This window comes from Sphingomonas echinoides ATCC 14820, from assembly GCF_000241465.1.
In the GTDB taxonomy this organism is placed as follows: Bacteria; Pseudomonadota; Alphaproteobacteria; order Sphingomonadales; family Sphingomonadaceae; genus Sphingomonas; species Sphingomonas echinoides.
The window spans coordinates 153,830-170,220 of the sequence record NZ_JH584235.1 but is presented as its reverse complement, the minus strand read 5'-3'; the positions used below and the strand labels follow the sequence as shown (position 1 = coordinate 170,220).

General features: G+C 65.2%; 17 protein-coding genes. 13 read left to right on the top strand and 4 right to left on the bottom strand.

Annotated features, from left to right (window positions below; all coding sequences use genetic code 11):
- Window positions 1-2 precede the first annotated feature (2 nt).
- Window positions 3-500, top strand: a complete 498-nt coding sequence (locus ON00_RS00575; protein ID WP_010402420.1) for a VOC family protein — start codon at window positions 3-5, stop codon at window positions 498-500.
- A 33-nt stretch (window positions 501-533) separates the two neighbouring features.
- Here ON00_RS00575 and ON00_RS00570 read toward each other — a convergent pair whose 3' ends face one another.
- Complete coding sequence (locus tag ON00_RS00570; RefSeq protein ID WP_245535509.1) at window positions 534-1,418, bottom strand: enoyl-CoA hydratase/isomerase family protein; 885 nt, start codon at window positions 1,416-1,418, stop codon at window positions 534-536.
- A gap of 70 nt (window positions 1,419-1,488) precedes the next feature.
- Here ON00_RS00570 and ON00_RS00565 point away from each other — a divergent pair, with 70 nt between their 5' ends.
- Window positions 1,489-2,235, top strand: a complete 747-nt coding sequence (locus tag ON00_RS00565) for an SDR family NAD(P)-dependent oxidoreductase (RefSeq protein ID WP_010402414.1) — start codon at window positions 1,489-1,491, stop codon at window positions 2,233-2,235.
- Window positions 2,236-2,243: 8 nt separating this feature from the next.
- Here ON00_RS00565 and ON00_RS00560 read toward each other — a convergent pair whose 3' ends face one another.
- Both ON00_RS00560 and ON00_RS00555 read right to left on the bottom strand, forming a co-directional pair.
- On the bottom strand, window positions 2,244-3,416 hold the full coding sequence (locus ON00_RS00560; protein ID WP_010402413.1) for an aromatic ring-hydroxylating oxygenase subunit alpha: 1,173 nt from the start codon (window positions 3,414-3,416) through the stop codon (window positions 2,244-2,246).
- 14 nt (window positions 3,417-3,430) lie between these two features.
- Window positions 3,431-5,173 carry a class I adenylate-forming enzyme family protein gene (locus ON00_RS00555; RefSeq protein ID WP_010402412.1) on the bottom strand — a complete coding sequence of 581 codons (1,743 nt, stop codon included), beginning with the start codon at window positions 5,171-5,173 and terminating at the stop codon, window positions 3,431-3,433.
- 109 nt (window positions 5,174-5,282) lie between these two features.
- Here ON00_RS00555 and ON00_RS00550 point away from each other — a divergent pair, with 109 nt between their 5' ends.
- The 11 genes from ON00_RS00550 (at window position 5,283) to ON00_RS00500 (ending at window position 15,312) form a co-directional block, all read left to right on the top strand.
- Complete coding sequence (locus ON00_RS00550; RefSeq protein WP_010402411.1) at window positions 5,283-6,419, top strand: acyl-CoA dehydrogenase family protein; 1,137 nt, start codon at window positions 5,283-5,285, stop codon at window positions 6,417-6,419.
- 17 nt (window positions 6,420-6,436) lie between these two features.
- A complete protein-coding gene (locus ON00_RS00545) occupies window positions 6,437-7,057 on the top strand; it encodes a TetR/AcrR family transcriptional regulator (RefSeq protein ID WP_010402410.1) in 621 nt (206 codons plus the stop codon).
- Window positions 7,058-7,136: 79 nt separating this feature from the next.
- On the top strand, window positions 7,137-7,625 hold the full coding sequence (locus tag ON00_RS00540) for a MaoC/PaaZ C-terminal domain-containing protein (RefSeq protein ID WP_010402409.1): 489 nt from the start codon (window positions 7,137-7,139) through the stop codon (window positions 7,623-7,625).
- Window positions 7,618-8,838, top strand: coding sequence for a thiolase family protein (locus tag ON00_RS00535; RefSeq protein ID WP_010402407.1), 1,221 nt, complete (start codon window positions 7,618-7,620; stop codon window positions 8,836-8,838). The genes ON00_RS00540 and ON00_RS00535 overlap by 8 nt, the downstream gene beginning before the upstream one ends.
- Window positions 8,839-8,841: 3 nt before the next feature.
- Window positions 8,842-9,228: a Zn-ribbon domain-containing OB-fold protein gene (locus tag ON00_RS00530; RefSeq protein ID WP_010402404.1), complete on the top strand. Its 387-nt coding sequence runs from the start codon at window positions 8,842-8,844 to the stop codon at window positions 9,226-9,228.
- Window positions 9,225-10,811, top strand: coding sequence for an acyl-CoA synthetase (locus ON00_RS00525; protein ID WP_010402401.1), 1,587 nt, complete (start codon window positions 9,225-9,227; stop codon window positions 10,809-10,811). The genes ON00_RS00530 and ON00_RS00525 overlap by 4 nt, the downstream gene beginning before the upstream one ends.
- The gene (locus ON00_RS00520; protein ID WP_010402399.1) at window positions 10,808-11,974 is read left to right on the top strand and encodes a thiolase family protein; all 1,167 of its coding nucleotides are present in this window, start codon (window positions 10,808-10,810) and stop codon (window positions 11,972-11,974) included. Before ON00_RS00525 ends, ON00_RS00520 begins: the two co-directional genes overlap by 4 nt.
- Before the next feature lie 2 nt (window positions 11,975-11,976).
- Window positions 11,977-12,780: an enoyl-CoA hydratase/isomerase family protein gene (locus ON00_RS00515; protein WP_010402396.1), complete on the top strand. Its 804-nt coding sequence runs from the start codon at window positions 11,977-11,979 to the stop codon at window positions 12,778-12,780.
- Window positions 12,777-13,850, top strand: coding sequence for an amidohydrolase family protein (locus ON00_RS00510; RefSeq protein ID WP_010402395.1), 1,074 nt, complete (start codon window positions 12,777-12,779; stop codon window positions 13,848-13,850). The genes ON00_RS00515 and ON00_RS00510 overlap by 4 nt, the downstream gene beginning before the upstream one ends.
- The gene (locus ON00_RS00505; RefSeq protein ID WP_010402394.1) at window positions 13,847-14,137 is read left to right on the top strand and encodes an iron-sulfur cluster assembly protein; all 291 of its coding nucleotides are present in this window, start codon (window positions 13,847-13,849) and stop codon (window positions 14,135-14,137) included. The genes ON00_RS00510 and ON00_RS00505 overlap by 4 nt, the downstream gene beginning before the upstream one ends.
- A complete protein-coding gene (locus tag ON00_RS00500; protein WP_010402392.1) occupies window positions 14,134-15,312 on the top strand; it encodes a CaiB/BaiF CoA transferase family protein in 1,179 nt (392 codons plus the stop codon). The genes ON00_RS00505 and ON00_RS00500 overlap by 4 nt, the downstream gene beginning before the upstream one ends.
- On the opposite strand, the gene ON00_RS19735 is transcribed toward ON00_RS00500, so the two are convergent.
- Window positions 15,309-16,388, bottom strand: coding sequence for a zinc-dependent alcohol dehydrogenase (locus ON00_RS19735; RefSeq protein ID WP_010402391.1), 1,080 nt, complete (start codon window positions 16,386-16,388; stop codon window positions 15,309-15,311). The genes ON00_RS00500 and ON00_RS19735 overlap by 4 nt on opposite strands.
- Window positions 16,389-16,391: the final 3 nt, after the last annotated feature.

Sequence of the window (16,391 nt, the reverse complement as noted above, 5' to 3'; positions counted from 1 at the left end):
TCATGATCCTGGGAATGCATCACACGGCAATCGCCACGCGCGACCTCGCCCGACTGAAGGATTTTTACTGCGACCTGTTCGGGATGACGCCGATCGTCGAGGATGGATGGTCCGACGCGCCCGAACTCGACGTCATCGTTGGGCTCGAGGGATCGGCGGCCTCGTTCGCGCTGCTCAAAGCGGGCAACCAGTGCCTCGAACTGTTCGAATATAGCGCGCCCCAACCCAGAGCCAGCGATCCCAACCGGCCGGTCTGCGACGCGGGCATCACCCATATCTGCTTCGGTGTCACCGACCTCGACGCGGAATATGAGCGGCTATCCGCGGCGGGCATGACCTTCAACGGCGTACCGCAGCGTGCGGGTGACCGGCCGCTGCGCGCCATTTACGGCCGCGATCCCGACGGCAATGTCGTCGAGTTGCTCGAGGTGACGGGCGAACATCCGTTCAACTACCGACCGACGACACCTAGCTGGGTCCCGCATCTCGACGCGAAATAGTGCGCGAGCCGCCGCGATCGAGCCGGCGGGCGTTCAGCGAAGATCCTTCATCCGGCCATCGGCCGGCATGCCGTCGATGACCGCGAGCGCCTCGAGCGCCAGCCCGAGATCGAGTCCTTCCGCCATCAGCCGCTTGTAGCGCTGCGTGAGCACGACGCGCGCGTACCGGCGTGCGAGGCTGGGTTTGGCGGCGAACTCGCGCGCGATCTCCAGCGCGCGCGGCAGGACGCGATCGAGCGCCACGACCTCGCCGACCACTCCGAGGCGCTGCGATTCGACAGCGTCGAGTTCCTGTCCCATCAGCAGGAAATAGCGGCCCCGATTGGGGCCCAGCAGGTTGGTCCAGACGACATGGGCACCATCGCCCGGAACGATGCCGGACATGAAGTGGGGCGCGTCCTGGAAAAGCGTGGTGTCCGAGGCGATGACGATATCCGACATCACCGGAATTTCCGGATGAATTCGCGCCGGACCGTTGATCGCGCTGATGACCGGGACTTCGATATCGAGCAGATTCTTGAGCAGCCGGCGGCCGTCGTAGAACACATAGTCCCAGTCGCCGGCCGTGCTCAGCTTGAAGCTCGCCGCATCGATCGTTTCGCACCAGTTCGCGCCGGTGCCCGTCATCACGACGACCTTGTTCTCGCGGTCGGCACCGATATCGGTGAAACAATAGCCGAGTTCGTCATGCGCGAGCGAACTCCAGACGAACGGGCCGCCGTTCGTACCCAGCGTCATCAGTAGGACGCCGTCCTCGTCGCGCGTCAGCGCGATGTTTTCATAGCGATCCTTGTAGCGATCGAACGTCGGGGCCGGGCCGCTCATCGCTTGCGCGGGCCATCGATGCGAGTGACATTGCCCAGGGCGCCCTCCTCCATCCAAACCGTCTTCTGTTCTTCGAGCGACGATATGGCTCAAGCCCGATATTAGTCAACACTGTAGTTGACGATCGCCAGACAGCAGTTAAGCTGGCGACAGGGAGGATGCGATGGGCAAGCTTGACGGCAAGGTGGCGCTGGTGACGGGCGCGGCGCAGGGAATGGGCGCCGCGCACGCCCGCATGCTCGCGGCCGAAGGCGCGCGCGTCGTGCTGACCGATGTTCAGGAACAGGAGGGCAAGGCGCTGGCCGAGAGCATCGGGCCGAGCGCGCTGTTCGTCGTCCAGGACGTCGCCGATCCGCAGTCCTGGGCCGCGGTGCTCGATCAGGCGCAGGCGGCATTCGGGCCGGTCACGATCCTGGTCAACAACGCCGGCATTCTCGGGCCGATTGCGAACACGCTCAAGATCGACATCAAAGCTTATGAGCGCGTCATCGACATCAATCAGCACGGCGTCATGCACGGCATGCGCGCCGTCATCCCCGGTATGATCGAGGCCGGCGGTGGGGCGATCGTGAACATCTCGTCGATCGCCGGCATGACCGCCTGTTTCGGCTTTCCCAACCTTGCCTATGTCGCCAGCAAGTTTGCCGTGCGCGGCATGACAAAGGCCGTCGCCGCCGAATTCGGAAAGCACAATATCCGCGTCAACTCGATCCATCCGGGGTTCATCCTTACGCCGATGATGGTCGAGGCAACCGACGAGAATGGCGGTGGCGCTGCCGAGATGACGATGCTCAAGCGCATGGGTCAGGCCGAGGAGGTGGCACGGCTGATGCTGTTCCTGGCCAGCGACGATTCAGCCTTCATCACGGGTATGGAACATGTCATCGATGGCGGCATGACCGGTCAATAAGGGGGCCGTCAGGAGGTGGCCGCCGCAACGCGGCGCGCCACCTCCTGATGGAAAGCCGTCAACCGGCTCTCCGCGGTGTTGAACATATATTGTTTGGCACCGAGTGAGTGCGACACCGTCCCCCAGTCGTTGAGGACAGCGGCGTCCTCCGCCGACACCGCGACAAAATGATCCCAGTCGCGCTGGTTCTGCGCTTGCCAGTCATCCTCGCTCACGCCCTCCGGGGCCGGGCCGACCACGCCCCAGGCGGTCATGATCGTCTTGTCCACGCTGACCGGCCAGACGTTCCACGTTTGCAGGTGCGTCGGAAAGCAGCTGAACACGGTGTTCGGGAACGCCGTATAGTGGCAGATGTTCTTGAGCCGGTGATCCGCGTCGCCCATGCGGTCGGTGAACCCCTTGAGCGGCAAGGTCATCCAGCTGTGCGGCGGCGTAATGCGAAGATGAGCATCGCGCCACAGCACGAACTTGCCCAGCGTCACCGAGTGCGTGAAGGGCACGTGCCAGGTCTCGTTGAAGGCATCGACGACCACCTTCCAGTTCGCATTGAGTTCGATCTCGTAACGAAACCGTGTCTCAAAGCGGTCGAGCCCGTAAAAGGACAGTTCCTCGCCGACGGCGCCGAGATACGGTTCGAGTTCGGGAACGTCGTCCGAGAGGCACAGCCAGATGAAGCTACCCCATTCGGTGGCGCGGACGGCCGGCGCCCGCAGGCCTTCGAGCCGCGCCGCATCGAACGATTCCTTGAGCGGCACGGCTTTGACGATGCCGGAGAGGTCATATTGCAGCCCGTGCCACGGACAAGCGAAGCGGCCGCCCTTGCAGCTCCCAGACTCCTTCAGCAGCCGGGCGCCGCGATGCTGGCAGACGTTGTGCCAGGCGGCGATGCTCCCATCGTCGAGACGGGCGATGACGATCGACTGCTGGAGGCGGTCCCAGACGACGTAGTCACGCGGGTTCCTGAGATCGACGGTCGGACAGACCGGGAACCAGCTGTGATGAAAGATCGCCTTCATCTCGCGGTCGAACAGGTTCGGGTCGGTATAGTCGCTCGCGTCGACCACACTGGGTGGCAGCGGATATTGTTTTTCGGCCGGTGTCGGGAAGGCGCGCGCCGCTTCTGCCTCGAGATGCTTCATCTGCTCAGTGAGGCCCTCGGGCACCGGCGTCCGCTCGTTCATCGTTCGGTCCTCACTTAACGTGGCGCCGCGTCGAGCGCGGCGAGATTGTCGTGGAGCCGCTCGCGCGCGATCTGCGCGAGCTTCACTTTCTGGGGTCGCCCGGTGGACGTCATCGGAATGTCGGCGGCCGCGAAGAACAGGACGTGGCGCGGCACCTTGAAGCGCGCGAGGTTGCTGGCGCACAGCGCGACCAGCGCGGCAGGGTCGGGATCGGCACCGGCGACCGGCACGATGCAGAGACACCCGACGTCGCCCATTTTGACATCGGGCACGCCGACCGCCAGCGCCAGCTCGATGTCGGGCAGGGTCTCGACAAGCGCCTCGATCTCGCGCGGCATCACCATTTCACCGCCGCAACGATACGATTCCTTGAGACGTCCGGTCAGCGTGAGATAGCCGTCGGCGGTCACTTTCCCAAGATCGCCGGTGTGGAGCCAGCCATCGCCGGTGAAGGCGTCGGCAGTCTCCTCGGGCTTGCGATAATAGCCGGCGGTTACGATCGGCCCCTTGGCGACGAGTTCACCGATCTCGCCATGCGGCACCTCTTCGCCGGTCTCCGGATCGAGCACTCGATAGGCGGCGACCAGCCCGCCGAACGCGGGGTCGCCCGCGACATGGGCGAGCTTGTAGCGGCCATTCGACACGTGCAGCCAGTGATCGTCGCCCTCGGGCAGCGAGCATACGCTCGAGGCCGTCGTTTCGCTCATCCCGTAAGCGGTGATGAGCTCGCGCGGCTTGAACACGGCCCTGATATCCTCCCAGATGCCCGGCGGGTTCACGCCGCCGCTGTTGAACAGCTGGACCAAAGCGGACGAATCGAACCCCCGCTTCGCCGCCACTTCGAGCAGTTTGATCGTCTGGTTGGGCAGCGCGATGATGTCCGTGACCCGGTGAGCCTCGGCTTGCTCGAGAAAAGCGGCAGGTTCGAAGACCAGCTGGGTGACGACGCTGCCGCCGACGAACCAGGCCACCACGAGGCATTCGACATAGCCGTAGACGTGATACATCGGGAGCGCGTGCGCGGTCGAGCGGCCGTCCGACAACGCCCGGTGATAGACCGACGAATAGGCCACGCGCAGGATCATGTCGTGCGTGAGGATGACGCCCTTGGAGCGTCCCGTGGTCCCCGACGTGTAGAGAATGTCGCACGGTGCCGACGCATCGCCACCTGCAGTTCGCCGGTCGAGCTCTGCCAGGTCGCCGCCCCGGCCCAGCGCGACCAGATCGTCGAGCGTGCGCGCCCCGAGCGGTTGGACGCCGCTCGTCGGCAGCACGAAGATCTCGCGCAACCGGTTGAGCGACGCGCCGCCGCTGCGCCACTCGGGCGCGAAGCGATCGAGGTCGGCGAGATAATCGTGCCCGCGAAACTCGTCTATGACGACCAGGGCAACGGCATCCGACTGATCGAGGACGTAGCGCAGCTCCTCGCCGCGCAGGTTGAAGTTGACGGGGATCGTGACCGCGCCGACGCGAGCGATCGCCAGCTTGACCGCGACGAACTCGACATAGTTTGCCATGAGCAAGGCGACATGGTCGCCCGGCTCGATGCCGATCGCGAGCAGGCCAAGGGCAATATTGCGCGACCATGCCTGAAGCTCGGAATACGTGCGCATGCCCTGCTCGTTGCGGAACATCGGTCGGTCCGGATATTGATCTGCGGCGGCATCGAACGCCTGCGCCAGCGTCCAGCCTGGCCATTCCGGAAAGCGGCGCTCCAATTCGCCTCGCCGCGCCGGGATGTCCGGAATTTGCGCCATCGACACCCTCTCCACTAGACAATAACAAACATTTGTTTCTATGCTAGCGTCATTGATCGAAATTGCAAACAGCTTACCGTCCGCAACCTGAAATCGCTAAGGAACTACCATGGATTTCGCGTTCACCGAAGAGCAGCAGATGTGGCACGACATGATGCACAGCTTCATGGAGAAGGAGGTGGGGCGCGACTATACGCGCGAGCACGACCAGAGCCGGGAATTCCCCGAGGAACTGTTTCAGAAGGCCGCGGAACAAGGCTGGCTCGGCTTGCTGATTCCCGAATCGCAGGGCGGCATGGAGACCGACCCGATCATGTTCGCGATCTTTTGCGAGGCGATCGGCAAGTTCAGCCTCGATACCGCTGCCTGCCTGATGACCTCGATGTTCACCGCGACCAACATCGCCAAGCACGGCACGCCCGAGCAGCATGAGAAATATCTCAAGCCGTTCCTGCGGGGCGAGATGAAGTTCTCCATCTCGATCAGCGAACCGCAATCGGGGTCCGACGCCGCCGGCGCCCGCTCGACCGCGAAGCTCGATGGCGACGAGTGGGTGCTCAACGGTAACAAGGTGTGGTGCTCCGGCGCGCATTTGCCGAACACGACGATCGTCGTCCTCGCCCGGACGAGCGACGACCGCTATGGCGGGTTCAGCCTCTTCCTGGTGCCCAACACGACGCCGGGCCTCGAGCTCAAGAAGATGAACACGATCGTGCGCAAGAGTCTCGGGACGACCGAATTCTTCATGGACGATATGCGCATCCCGAAGGAAAATCTGCTCGGCGAGGTCGGCAAGGGCTGGAAATATATCGGCGAGCACCTCGACCTCGAGCGTCTCAGCATCGCGGCCAGCCAAGTCGGCAACGCCCGCACCGCGCTCGACGATACGATCCGCTATACCAAGGACCGTTCGGCCTTCGGCAAGACGCTGTCGTCGTTCCAGGTGCTAAAGCATCGCATGGCAGACGACGAGATCAACCTCACCGCGGCACGCCTCATGGTCTATGCCGCTGCGTCCAAGCTCGCCAAAGGCGAGAAAGCGTCGAAAGACGTCTCGATGGCGAAGGTGTTCTGCGTGAACACGCTGTTCCAGACCGCGTTCAACGGCATGCAAGCGCTCGGCGGATATTCGCAGCTTCCCGAATACGACATGGAGCGCTACTTCCGCGAGGCGAAGCACGGCATGGTCGGCGGCGGGACGAACGAGATCCAGCGCGGTATCATCGCCAAGGAAATGGGACTCTGAATGCCACGAGCAATGCGATGAGTCGGGCGCCTCAAGCCAAGGCCAAGGCGGTAGCGGGCGAACCGCTGCATCCTCGGTCATCGATTCTGAACGCGACGATCAAATTGTTCGGACAGCAAGGCTATACCGGCACGTCGATGCGCGACATCGCGAAGGAAGTCGGCGTGCTGGCTGGCAGCCTCTATGCCCATATCGACAGCAAGGAAACTTTGCTGGTCGAGATCGTCGATGCCGGTATTAACGGTTTCCTCTCGGCAGTCGAACCGATCGTGAACCTCCCGCTGGCGGCCGAGGAGCGGCTGCGCCGGGCGATCCGCGCGCACGTCGAAGTGGTGGCGCAAAATCCCGAACGGTCGCTCGTCGTGTTCCACCAGTGGCGCTTTCTCAGCGACGAAAACCTCGCCACCGCGATCGAGCACCGCCGCCGTTACGAGCGCGCGTTCGTCCAGATCTTCGAGGCCGGCGTGGCCGAAGGCGTGTTCGAGAAGACGTTGAACAAGCGGATCGCCGTCCTCACGATTCTCGGCGCGCTCAACTGGACGCCGGAATGGTATTCGGCGGACGGCCCGGCCACCGCCTCGCAGGTCGGCGACATGATGGCCGACTCGCTGCTGTCGGGACTTTACGTCCGGCGCTGACGCCGGCGGTGCGCTACGAAAGCTTGACGAGCGGACGCGCTTGCGGCACGAAAAAACGAACAGTTGTTTGGGAGCTTTTGTGAGCAGTCGGATTTTCCACGACCCGCAGGAAAAATTCTTCGACGATTTCGAACTCGGCGATGTCGTGATCACGCGCGGCCGGACGATCGACAATAGTGCGATCGGCAATTTCGCCGAGCTGACGGGCGACTATTATCCGCTCCACATCGACGAAGAGGCCGCCAAGAAGACGCGGTTCGGCACGCGCATCGCGCATGGCCCTTTCACCTTCACCGTGGCGGTGGGCCTGGTCGGGCTGAGCGGTTTCTACGGCGACGCGATCACCGCGCTGCTCGAGATCCGTTCGCTGCGCGCGACCAAGCCGGTGATCGCCGGCGACACGCTCAGCGTCCACGCCGAAGTGATCGAGCTGACCGCCGGCGACAACCCGAAATACGGCACGATCGGTGTCAATTATTCTGTGCGCAACCAACGCGATGAGGAAGTGATGGTGTTCCAGCAATTCATGCTTGCCAAGCGCCGCCCGAAGGAGACCGCCAATGGCTGAACAATGGCCGAGCTATGTCGATGCCGGACAGCCCAACGATCCGGTTTTCGTCGGCGTGGGCGAGATCCCTTCGGGCCGATATCCGGACCGCAACTTCATCGGCGATCTGACCAAGGTCGCCATCCTGGCGCTCAAGGACGCCGGGATGGCGCCCAAGGATGTCGACACCATCCTCCTCATCCCCAACCTCCACGGGTTCGCGGACCAGGCCGACCTCGTCTTCTCGCGGATGGTCGAGGAGCTCGGGCTCAATCGCCATGCCAAGGCGAGCCTCATGATCCATTCGGGGGGGTCGACGAGCGACAACGCCGTGCGATCCGCCGCTGGCCTGATCACTGCCGGACACGCGAAGACGGTCCTCGTCCTGCATTGCGAGCGCTGGGGGTCGGCGAACCTGGCCGAGATGGTCACCGCTTTGTCGAAGAACGGCATCCCGCAGGAGTGGGAGCAAGTGACGGGGCTGCAATTCAACGCCGTCGGCGGGCTGATCACGCAGCGCTACATGCACGATACCGGTTCGACCGCTGAGGAAATGGCGTCGGTGTGCGTCACGCTGCGCAAGTGGGCGCGCCTCAACCCCAATGCCATGTTCAAGGACAAGGACCTGACGGTCGAGCAAATCCTCGCGTCCAAGATGATTTCCGATCCGCTCCACGCACTCGAATGCCCGCCGCTCGCCGACGGCGCCGTGGCGTTCGTGATGACGAGCGCCGAGAACGCCAGGAAACGCGGCCTCACCGAGAGCGTTCGCATCGCCGGCTCGGGCGGTTGCGTCAGCCATTACAGCATCGGCCAGGAAACCAACCTGTCGGTGCTGGGCTGGCCGCTCGCCGCCGAACGCGCCTACGCCCAGTCGGGCTGGGGGCCCGAGGACGCCGACCTGGCGCAAGTCTATGACAGCTATGCCGCGGTGACCACGATCGCGATGGAGGGTCTCGGACTTTGTCCCAAGGGCGAAGGCGCGCGCTGGTTCGCCGCGGGCAATGGCGATCCCGGCGGCAAGCTGCCGGTCAACACCAATGGCGGCCTGCTGTCCGCCGGTCACACCGGTGTCGGTGGCGGCACTGCCCTGCTGGTCGAAGGGGTGCGGCAGCTCCTGCACCGCGCCGAGCAACCCAGGCAGGTCGAGGGCTGCCGTCGCGCGATCATCGGCGGCACCGGCGGCACCTACATGGACGCACAGGTCCTGCTTCTCGAGCGGGTGGAGGGCTGAACGATGGCGAATTCTCCGATCATCCAGGGCTTTCGCGACGGCCTCGCCGCTGGCGACCTTCTCCTGCAGAAGTGCAACAGCTGCCAACAGCTCAACATGTATCCGCGCTACGCCTGTCCGCATTGCCAGTCCGACGATCTCGGATGGCAGAAGGCGGCAGGAACGGGGACGCTGATGAGCGTCACGGTGCTGCGCGCCGGGGGCCCGGAGGGCTTCGAGCAGGAGATCCCCTACGCGCTGGGTATCGTCAAACTCGACGAAGGCGTGCAGCTGCTGGGGCGGATGGCACCCGATGAAGATGGCGAATGGGCAAGCTATGCTTGCGACCAGCGCGTGACGTTCCAGCCCGCGCGGGACAAGACCTACGCCAATTTCGGGCACGCCGAGTGAACAGCTTCGCGTTCCTCGACAAGGCGGCACGCCAGCGCGGCGACGCGCCGGCGCTGATCCACGGTGACGAGGTCGTCGGGTATCGCGATTTTCATGCCCGGGCCCTGGCGATTGCCGGCAACCTCCATCGCCTGGGATGCAAGCCGGGCGATCGCGTGGCGTTCTGCCTCGCCAATTCGCCCCGGATCCTCGAGGTCATATACGGCTGCTTCGCCGGCGGTCTTGTCGTCGTGCCGATCAACGCCCGGCTCCACCCGCGCGAAATGGCCTATATCGTCGCCAATTCGGGCGCGAAGGTGCTGGTGCACGGTGCCGAGTACCAAGCAGGCATCGCCGACGCGATCGATGCGTTCGAGGGACTGGCGCACCGCTTCTGTCTCGAGCCGGCCGATGGCGCGTCGCCATATGACGATCTGACCGACGCCCGCTACGCACTGAGTAGCGCCGTCGACGTCGAGGCTACCGATCCGTGCTGGCTCTTCTACACGTCGGGTACCACCGGGCGCCCGAAGGGTGCGATCTGGAACCACCGGATGGTGCGCTGCGTGGTGATGAACTACCTCGCCGACCTCCATAACATCCAGCCCGGCGAGGTCGTACTGCACGCCGCGCCGATGTCGCACGGGAGCGGCATCGTGGCGCTTCCGGCAATCGCGCGCGGCGCGACGCAGGTAATTCTCGAACCCGCCAGCTTCGAGCCCAAGTCGCTGTTCGCGACGATCGAGCGGCATCGGGTCGGTCATGTCGCCTTTCTCGCACCGACCCAGATCATCAAGATGCTCGATGAGTTCGAGCCCGGCGCCTATGACCTGAGCTCGCTCAACGCGATCACCTATGGCGGCGCACCGATCCATGTCGTGCATTTGCGCCGCGCGATCGCGGCGTTCGGTCCGGTGTTCGTGCAACTGTTCGGTCAGGGCGAGGCACCGATCACGATCACCGGCATGACCGCGCGGCGGCATCAGGAACTGCTCGACGCCGACGACCCGCGGATCGGGTCGGCCGGGCAGATCCGCACCGACGTCGAGGCGCATTGCGTCGATGAGGATGACAACCCCCTGCCCCCTGGCGAAGCCGGCGAAGTCGTCGTGCGCGGCGACGTCGTGATGCCGGGATACTGGAACAATCCGGAGGCATCGGCCGAAGCGCTACGCGGGGGATGGCTGCATACCGGCGATATCGGGATGTTCGACGACGCTGGCTACCTCTTCCTGCTCGACCGCGCCAAGGACATGATCATCTCCGGCGGCAACAACGTCTATCCCCGCGAGGTCGAGGAAATCATCGTCCGGCATCCCGCTGTCGCGAACGTGTGCGTGGTCGGTATTCCCGATCCCTATTGGGGCGAAGCCGTGCATGCCGTGGTCGTGACCGAGCCGGGCGCGCAGGTCAGCGCCAAGGACATCATCGCCCACTGCGCCGACCATCTGGCCGGATACAAGAAGCCCAAGGCGGTCGATTTCGTCAAGGCGCTGCCGGTCAGCGGTTACGGCAAGATCCTGCGCCGCGAAGTGCGCGAGAAATATTGGCAGGGACACGACAGCAGGATCGGCGGCGGCGCCCCGGTGGAGGCGCAGGCATGAATCGCGTGATGGTAGCGGGCGTCGGCATGACGCACTTCGGCAAACATCTCGGCATGGGCGTACGCAACCTCGCAATCGAGGCCGTCGACGCCGCGATCGACGATGCCAAGGCCGACGCCGCCGATATCGAGCGAGTCTATTTCGGCAACGCGGTGGCAGGGATCGTCACGCAGCAGGAGATGATCCGCGGCCAGGTCGCGTTGCGCCGCCACGCCCTCAATGGAGCCGCACTGATCAACGTCGAGAATGCGTGCGCGTCGGGAGGATCGGCGCTCAGCATCGGCTATGAGGCGATCGCAAGCGGTGCCGCCAAGGCGGTGATGGTGATCGGTGCCGAGCAGCTCAACCATGCCGACAAGTCGCGCCCGTTCAACGCGCTGCGCGGATCCACCGACATCGAGGACATCGGCGAGGCCGAGCCGGGCCAGATGAGCGCCAATTCGCTGCTGATGGATTTCTACGCCGAAGTAGCCCAGCGCTATCTCGACACCTACGGTGCCGACCCGGCGGACTTTGCGCGGGTCGCCGTCAAGAACCGCAAGAACGCGGCGCACAATCCGAACGCGCATCTCCGCGCGCCGCAATCGCTCGACGACGTGCTCAACGCGCGGATGATCGTCGCGCCGCTGACCCTGCCGATGTGCTCGCCGACGACGGACGGGGCGGCTGCGCTCCTTATCTGCTCGGAAGATTATGCCAAGGCGCGGGGCGCCGACGCGGTCGAGCTCGTGACGACGCGGATCGCGTCTGGCGCCCGCGGCAATCCGGTACGCGACGCGGTCGCCATCGCCTATGAAGCTGCCGGCATCGGTCCCGAGGATTTCGACCTGATGGAACTGCACGATGCGGCGGCGCCGGCCGAGCTCATGCAATATGCCGAAGTCGGACTGTGCGCCGAAGGCGAAGGGCATGTGCTGATCCGCGAAGGCGCCACCGACATCGGCGGCCGCACGCCGGTCAACACCAGCGGCGGCTTGCTCAGCCGCGGCCATCCGCTGGGCGCGACGGGCTGCGCCCAGATCGTCGAGCTCGTGGTGCAGCTGCGCGGCCAGGCGAACGGGCGGCAGGTCGCGGGCGCGCGCCAAGCGCTCGCGGTCAACGGCGGCGGCTGGCTCGACGGCAGCTATGCGCTTGCGGTCGCCTCGATTCTTCGCAAGGTCTGATCATGGACTACGACACGATCCTGCTCGACCGCCCCGCCGACGGTGTGGCGATGATCACGCTCAATCGACCGGAGCGCGGCAACGGCGTGGTTCCAGAGATGGCCGCGGACTTGATCCATGCGCTCAACACGCTCGAAATCGACACCAGCGTGCGCGTGCTCGTGCTGACCGGCGCCGGCAAGCAATTCTGCGCCGGCGCAGACCTCGTCGAGTTCGCCACTTATCTGGCCGATACCCAGGCCCAGACGCAGGAACCCTATAACGCGCGCGTCCTGTGGCCCGTCACGCAGCGCCTCGTCTCAAGCCGCCTGCCGGTGATCGCCGCAGTCAATGGCGGCGCGACCGCCGGCGGGCTCGACCTGGCTCTCGCTTGCGACATCCGACTAGGCTCGGACCGCGCGAAGGTCGGCGAGACCTATATCAAGCTCGGCCTCAACCCCGGCAATGGCGGCACCTATTTCCTGCCGCGGCTGGTGGGCTCGGGCCTGGCCGCCGAAATGGCCCTGACCGGCGACCTTTACGATGCGGCGCAAGCGCTCGCGATGGGACTGTTCAACCGCGTCGTCCCGGCCGACGAACTCGTCGCTGAAGCCGTGGCACTGGCGGCGCGGATCGCCGAGCGTCCGCGCCTCGCGATCGAAGCGACCAAGCAGCAACTGCGCGAGAGCTGGCACATGACCCTGGTCGGATCGATGAACGCAAGCTTCTGGGGAGTCGCCACGCTGAGCTATTCCGACGACTTGCGTGAAGGCGTTGGCGCGGCGCTCGAGAAACGCGCGCCCGTCTACAACAAGAAACCGTCGTGACGCGCCGGGTCATCGTCGATGCGGTGTTCCATCCGTGGAACCTGTCGCCGGAAAACCAGAACCCGGCCGCACGGGCGCAGCTCGACGCGGTTCATGCCTCGCACAAGCTGTCGCTCGACGACGCCAATCGCCGCTACGAGCTGACCGACGGCGAGATCTTCAGCGACATCAGTTTCGACGCGCTCGCCGCAGCCGAGTTTGTCGAAAGCCCGGTCGACCTAGCCGTCATCCATTCGCTGCCCTGTCTCGGCTTCACGACCGGCAACGTCACCGATCCCGACCGTGCCGCGGCCCTGCGCGACCGGCACCCCGATCGCTTTCGCCTCTACGCCACGGTCGGCACGCCGATCGGCAAGGGCGCGATCGACGAGTTGCGACGTCAGGTCGATACCTTCGGGGTCGACGGGCTGAAGCTGTACCCGGCGCTCTATTACGACAATCAGGCGACCGGCTGGCGGCTCGACGGCGAAGACTTCGCCACCCCCCTGCTCGAAGCCGCGCGCGAGATGGGGATTACGCGCGTCGCCATTCACAAGGCATTGTGGCTCGAGCCCGCGCCGCGCTCGGCATTCGATATCGACGACATGGATTCGCCGCTCGCGCGCTTTTCCGACATGACCTTCGAGATGGTGCATGGCGGCACCGCGTTCCTCGACCAGACCATCGAATTAATGCGCCGCCATCCCAATCTGTATCTGACGCTCGAGACGACCTTCTCCTACATCCTCGTCAAGCCGCGGGTGTTCGACAAGGTGATGGGCAGATTGATCCAGGCGGTGGGTTCGGACCGGCTGCTGTTCGCCAGCGGCAATAACCTCGCCCACCCCGCGCCGCTCCTCGCGGCGTTCGACGGCTATCAGTTCGCCGACGCGCATCTCGACGAATTCGGCATCGAGCCGCTCACAGACCGCGACCGCGCCAATATCCTCGGCGACAATGCGCTTCGCCTTCATGGACTCGATCCAGCCGCCGTCATCGCGGCCACCGCAGACGACGCCTTCGCACGCGAGCGCGCTGCCGGAATTCCGGAACCATGGTCGGCGCTACGCACAACGAACGTGCCTGCATGAGTGTCGTCGATCGCATCCGTGAACGGGTCGCCGCGATACCCGAGCCGTGCGCGTTTGCGATGGGTCGTCCCACGACGCTCGGCGCGATGGGCCTCATCGAGGCGATCGAGGTCGAGGACGGCCGCGCGACCGTCACACTGTGCCTGACCGACACCGCTTGCGTGCATTTCTCCTCGATGCAGGGCTATATCGCCGACGTGCTGAACGACCTGCCCGGTATCACCAGCGTCGTCGTCAACCAGACGCTCACCGAATTGTGGACGCCAGACCGCATGGGCGACGCATGATCGCGGCAGCGACGTATCGCGGGCTACGGGTGCTCGACCTGAGCACGAATATCGCGGGACCTTATGCCGCGTTGATCCTTGCCGATCTCGGCGCCGACGTCATCAAGATCGAACGCGCGCCACATGGCGACGACACCCGCGCGCTGCCGCCACGATGGAACGACGACGCCACCGTCTTCCTTGCGATGAACCGCAACAAGCGCAGCGTCTTGCTCGACCTCAAGTCGGATGCCGGACGTGCTGCCGTGCTCACGCTCGCCGCCACCGCCGACGTCGTGATCGAGAGCTTCCCGCCGGGCGTCGCCGGGAAGCTCGGTCTCGATCACCAAGCATTCGCGGCCGCCAATCCCGCGATCATCAGTTGCACCGTCTCGGCTTTCGGCGACGGGCCTCTCGGCGCGACGATGCCGGGCTACGATGCACTCGTCCAGGCGGTGTCGGGCCTCATGAGCCTGACGGGTCATCCCAGGTCCGAGCCCGTCCGCACCGGGCCGTCGATCCTCGACGTCACGACCGGCATGTGGAGTGCGATCGCCATCCAAGCGGCGCTGGCGCGACGCGCGGCTGGCGCTGGCGGCACACGCGTCACGTCCTCGTTGATGGAATCCGCTTTCGCGCTCGTCGCGCATCAGATTCAAGGGTTGCTCGCGACCGGCGAGCAGCCGCCCAAGCTCGGATCGGGTGCGCCGAGTGCCGCGCCCTATCGCGTTTATCGGGCAAGCGACGGCTTCGTGATGATCGCCACCGCGAGCGAACCGCAGTTCCCGCGCTTGTGCGCAGCGCTTGAGCGGCCTGCGCTGGCGGCCGACGACCGATTCGCGACGATGACGGCGCGCATCGCCAATCGCGAGGCGCTTGACGAAGCGATCGGCAGTGCCGTTGCCGAAAAGGACGTTGCAACGTGGCTGACGCTCCTGGGGGCGAACGGTATATCGTCTGGCCGTGTCAATGATCTCGCCGAAGCGCTCGACCTGCCAGTCGCGCGGGAATTGCGCCTGTTCGTCGAGCCGGTCGCGGTCGGCAACCCGACGGGCCTTCCGATGCAGCGCATTCCCGCGGACCCGGACGGCGCCGGTCCTCGGCGCCCGCCGCCCCGGCTCGGCGAACATAGCCGCGAGGTGCTAGCCGAAGCCGGGCTGAGCGAAACCGAGATCGACGCACTCACCCGCCGCTAGGCGTTCATGTCGACGATGATCTTGCTGGCGCTGCCGGGCATGCCGGCGAACAGCGCGCTCACTTCAGCATCGTCCGCCAGTCGCGAGAATTCGACGATTGCCGTGTTGGGCGGGGGTGCCGCGATCGCGCCGCGCGCCATCGCGTCGAGCGTGACTTGCCAGTCGCCGCGCGGCCGACCGCCACGCGCCGGCTCGTTACCGAAGAAGTTGCCGAAATGCCGGATAGTGAGCTCCTTGAGCCAGGCGACCGAGGGCTCGATTGCGGCGAACCCCTGACTGCCATAGGCCCGCATCATCACGACCTGACCCTGCGTCCGGGCAATCCGATGGGCCATCGCCACGTAGCGGGCCGCCGCCGGCACATAGTCTTCCATCGCCACCATCACCACGTCGGCACCCGCCGGCATGGCGATGCGCAGATCGCGGACCAGCGTTTCGCTCGCCGGATCGAGCGCGATCGAGGCCCCGAACCGCAGCGCGGCTGCCCGTCGCGCGGGATCCGGGTCGACGGCGACGACGGTTCCGCCCTGTCGCTTCAGCCACTGCGCGACGTAGAGATTGTAGTCCTCCAGCCCGAGCAGCACGACATTGTCGCCGATCGCTACCACCCCCGAGCGCACCGCGCGCGTCGCACAACAGGCCGCCTCGACACAGGCGGCGTGAAGCGGCGCGACGCTGTCGGGCAGCCGATAGAGCGCATAGGACGGCACGGAGACGAATTCTGCCAGGCCGCCATCGGCGCCGTGCACGCCAAGGAAGCCGCCATCCCGGCACTGCATCTCGAGGCCGGCGCGACAGGCAAGGCACTGACCGCAGCGAATGCGCGGATCGACGGAAACGCGCTCGCCAACCTGCCAGTCGCCGAGGTTGGGTGCGCAACCGACCACTTCGGCGCTGAACTCGTGCCCCAGGACCAGGCCGGCGCTTCGCGCCACGTGCCCGTCGAACACATGCTTGTCGGTGAAGCAGATGCCGTTGAACAAGGGCCGCAGCAGCACGTGGCCCGGCGCCAGATCAGGCACCGGGCGATCTTCCATCGCGAACTGGCCCGGGCCGCGGGCGACGACGGCGCGCATCAC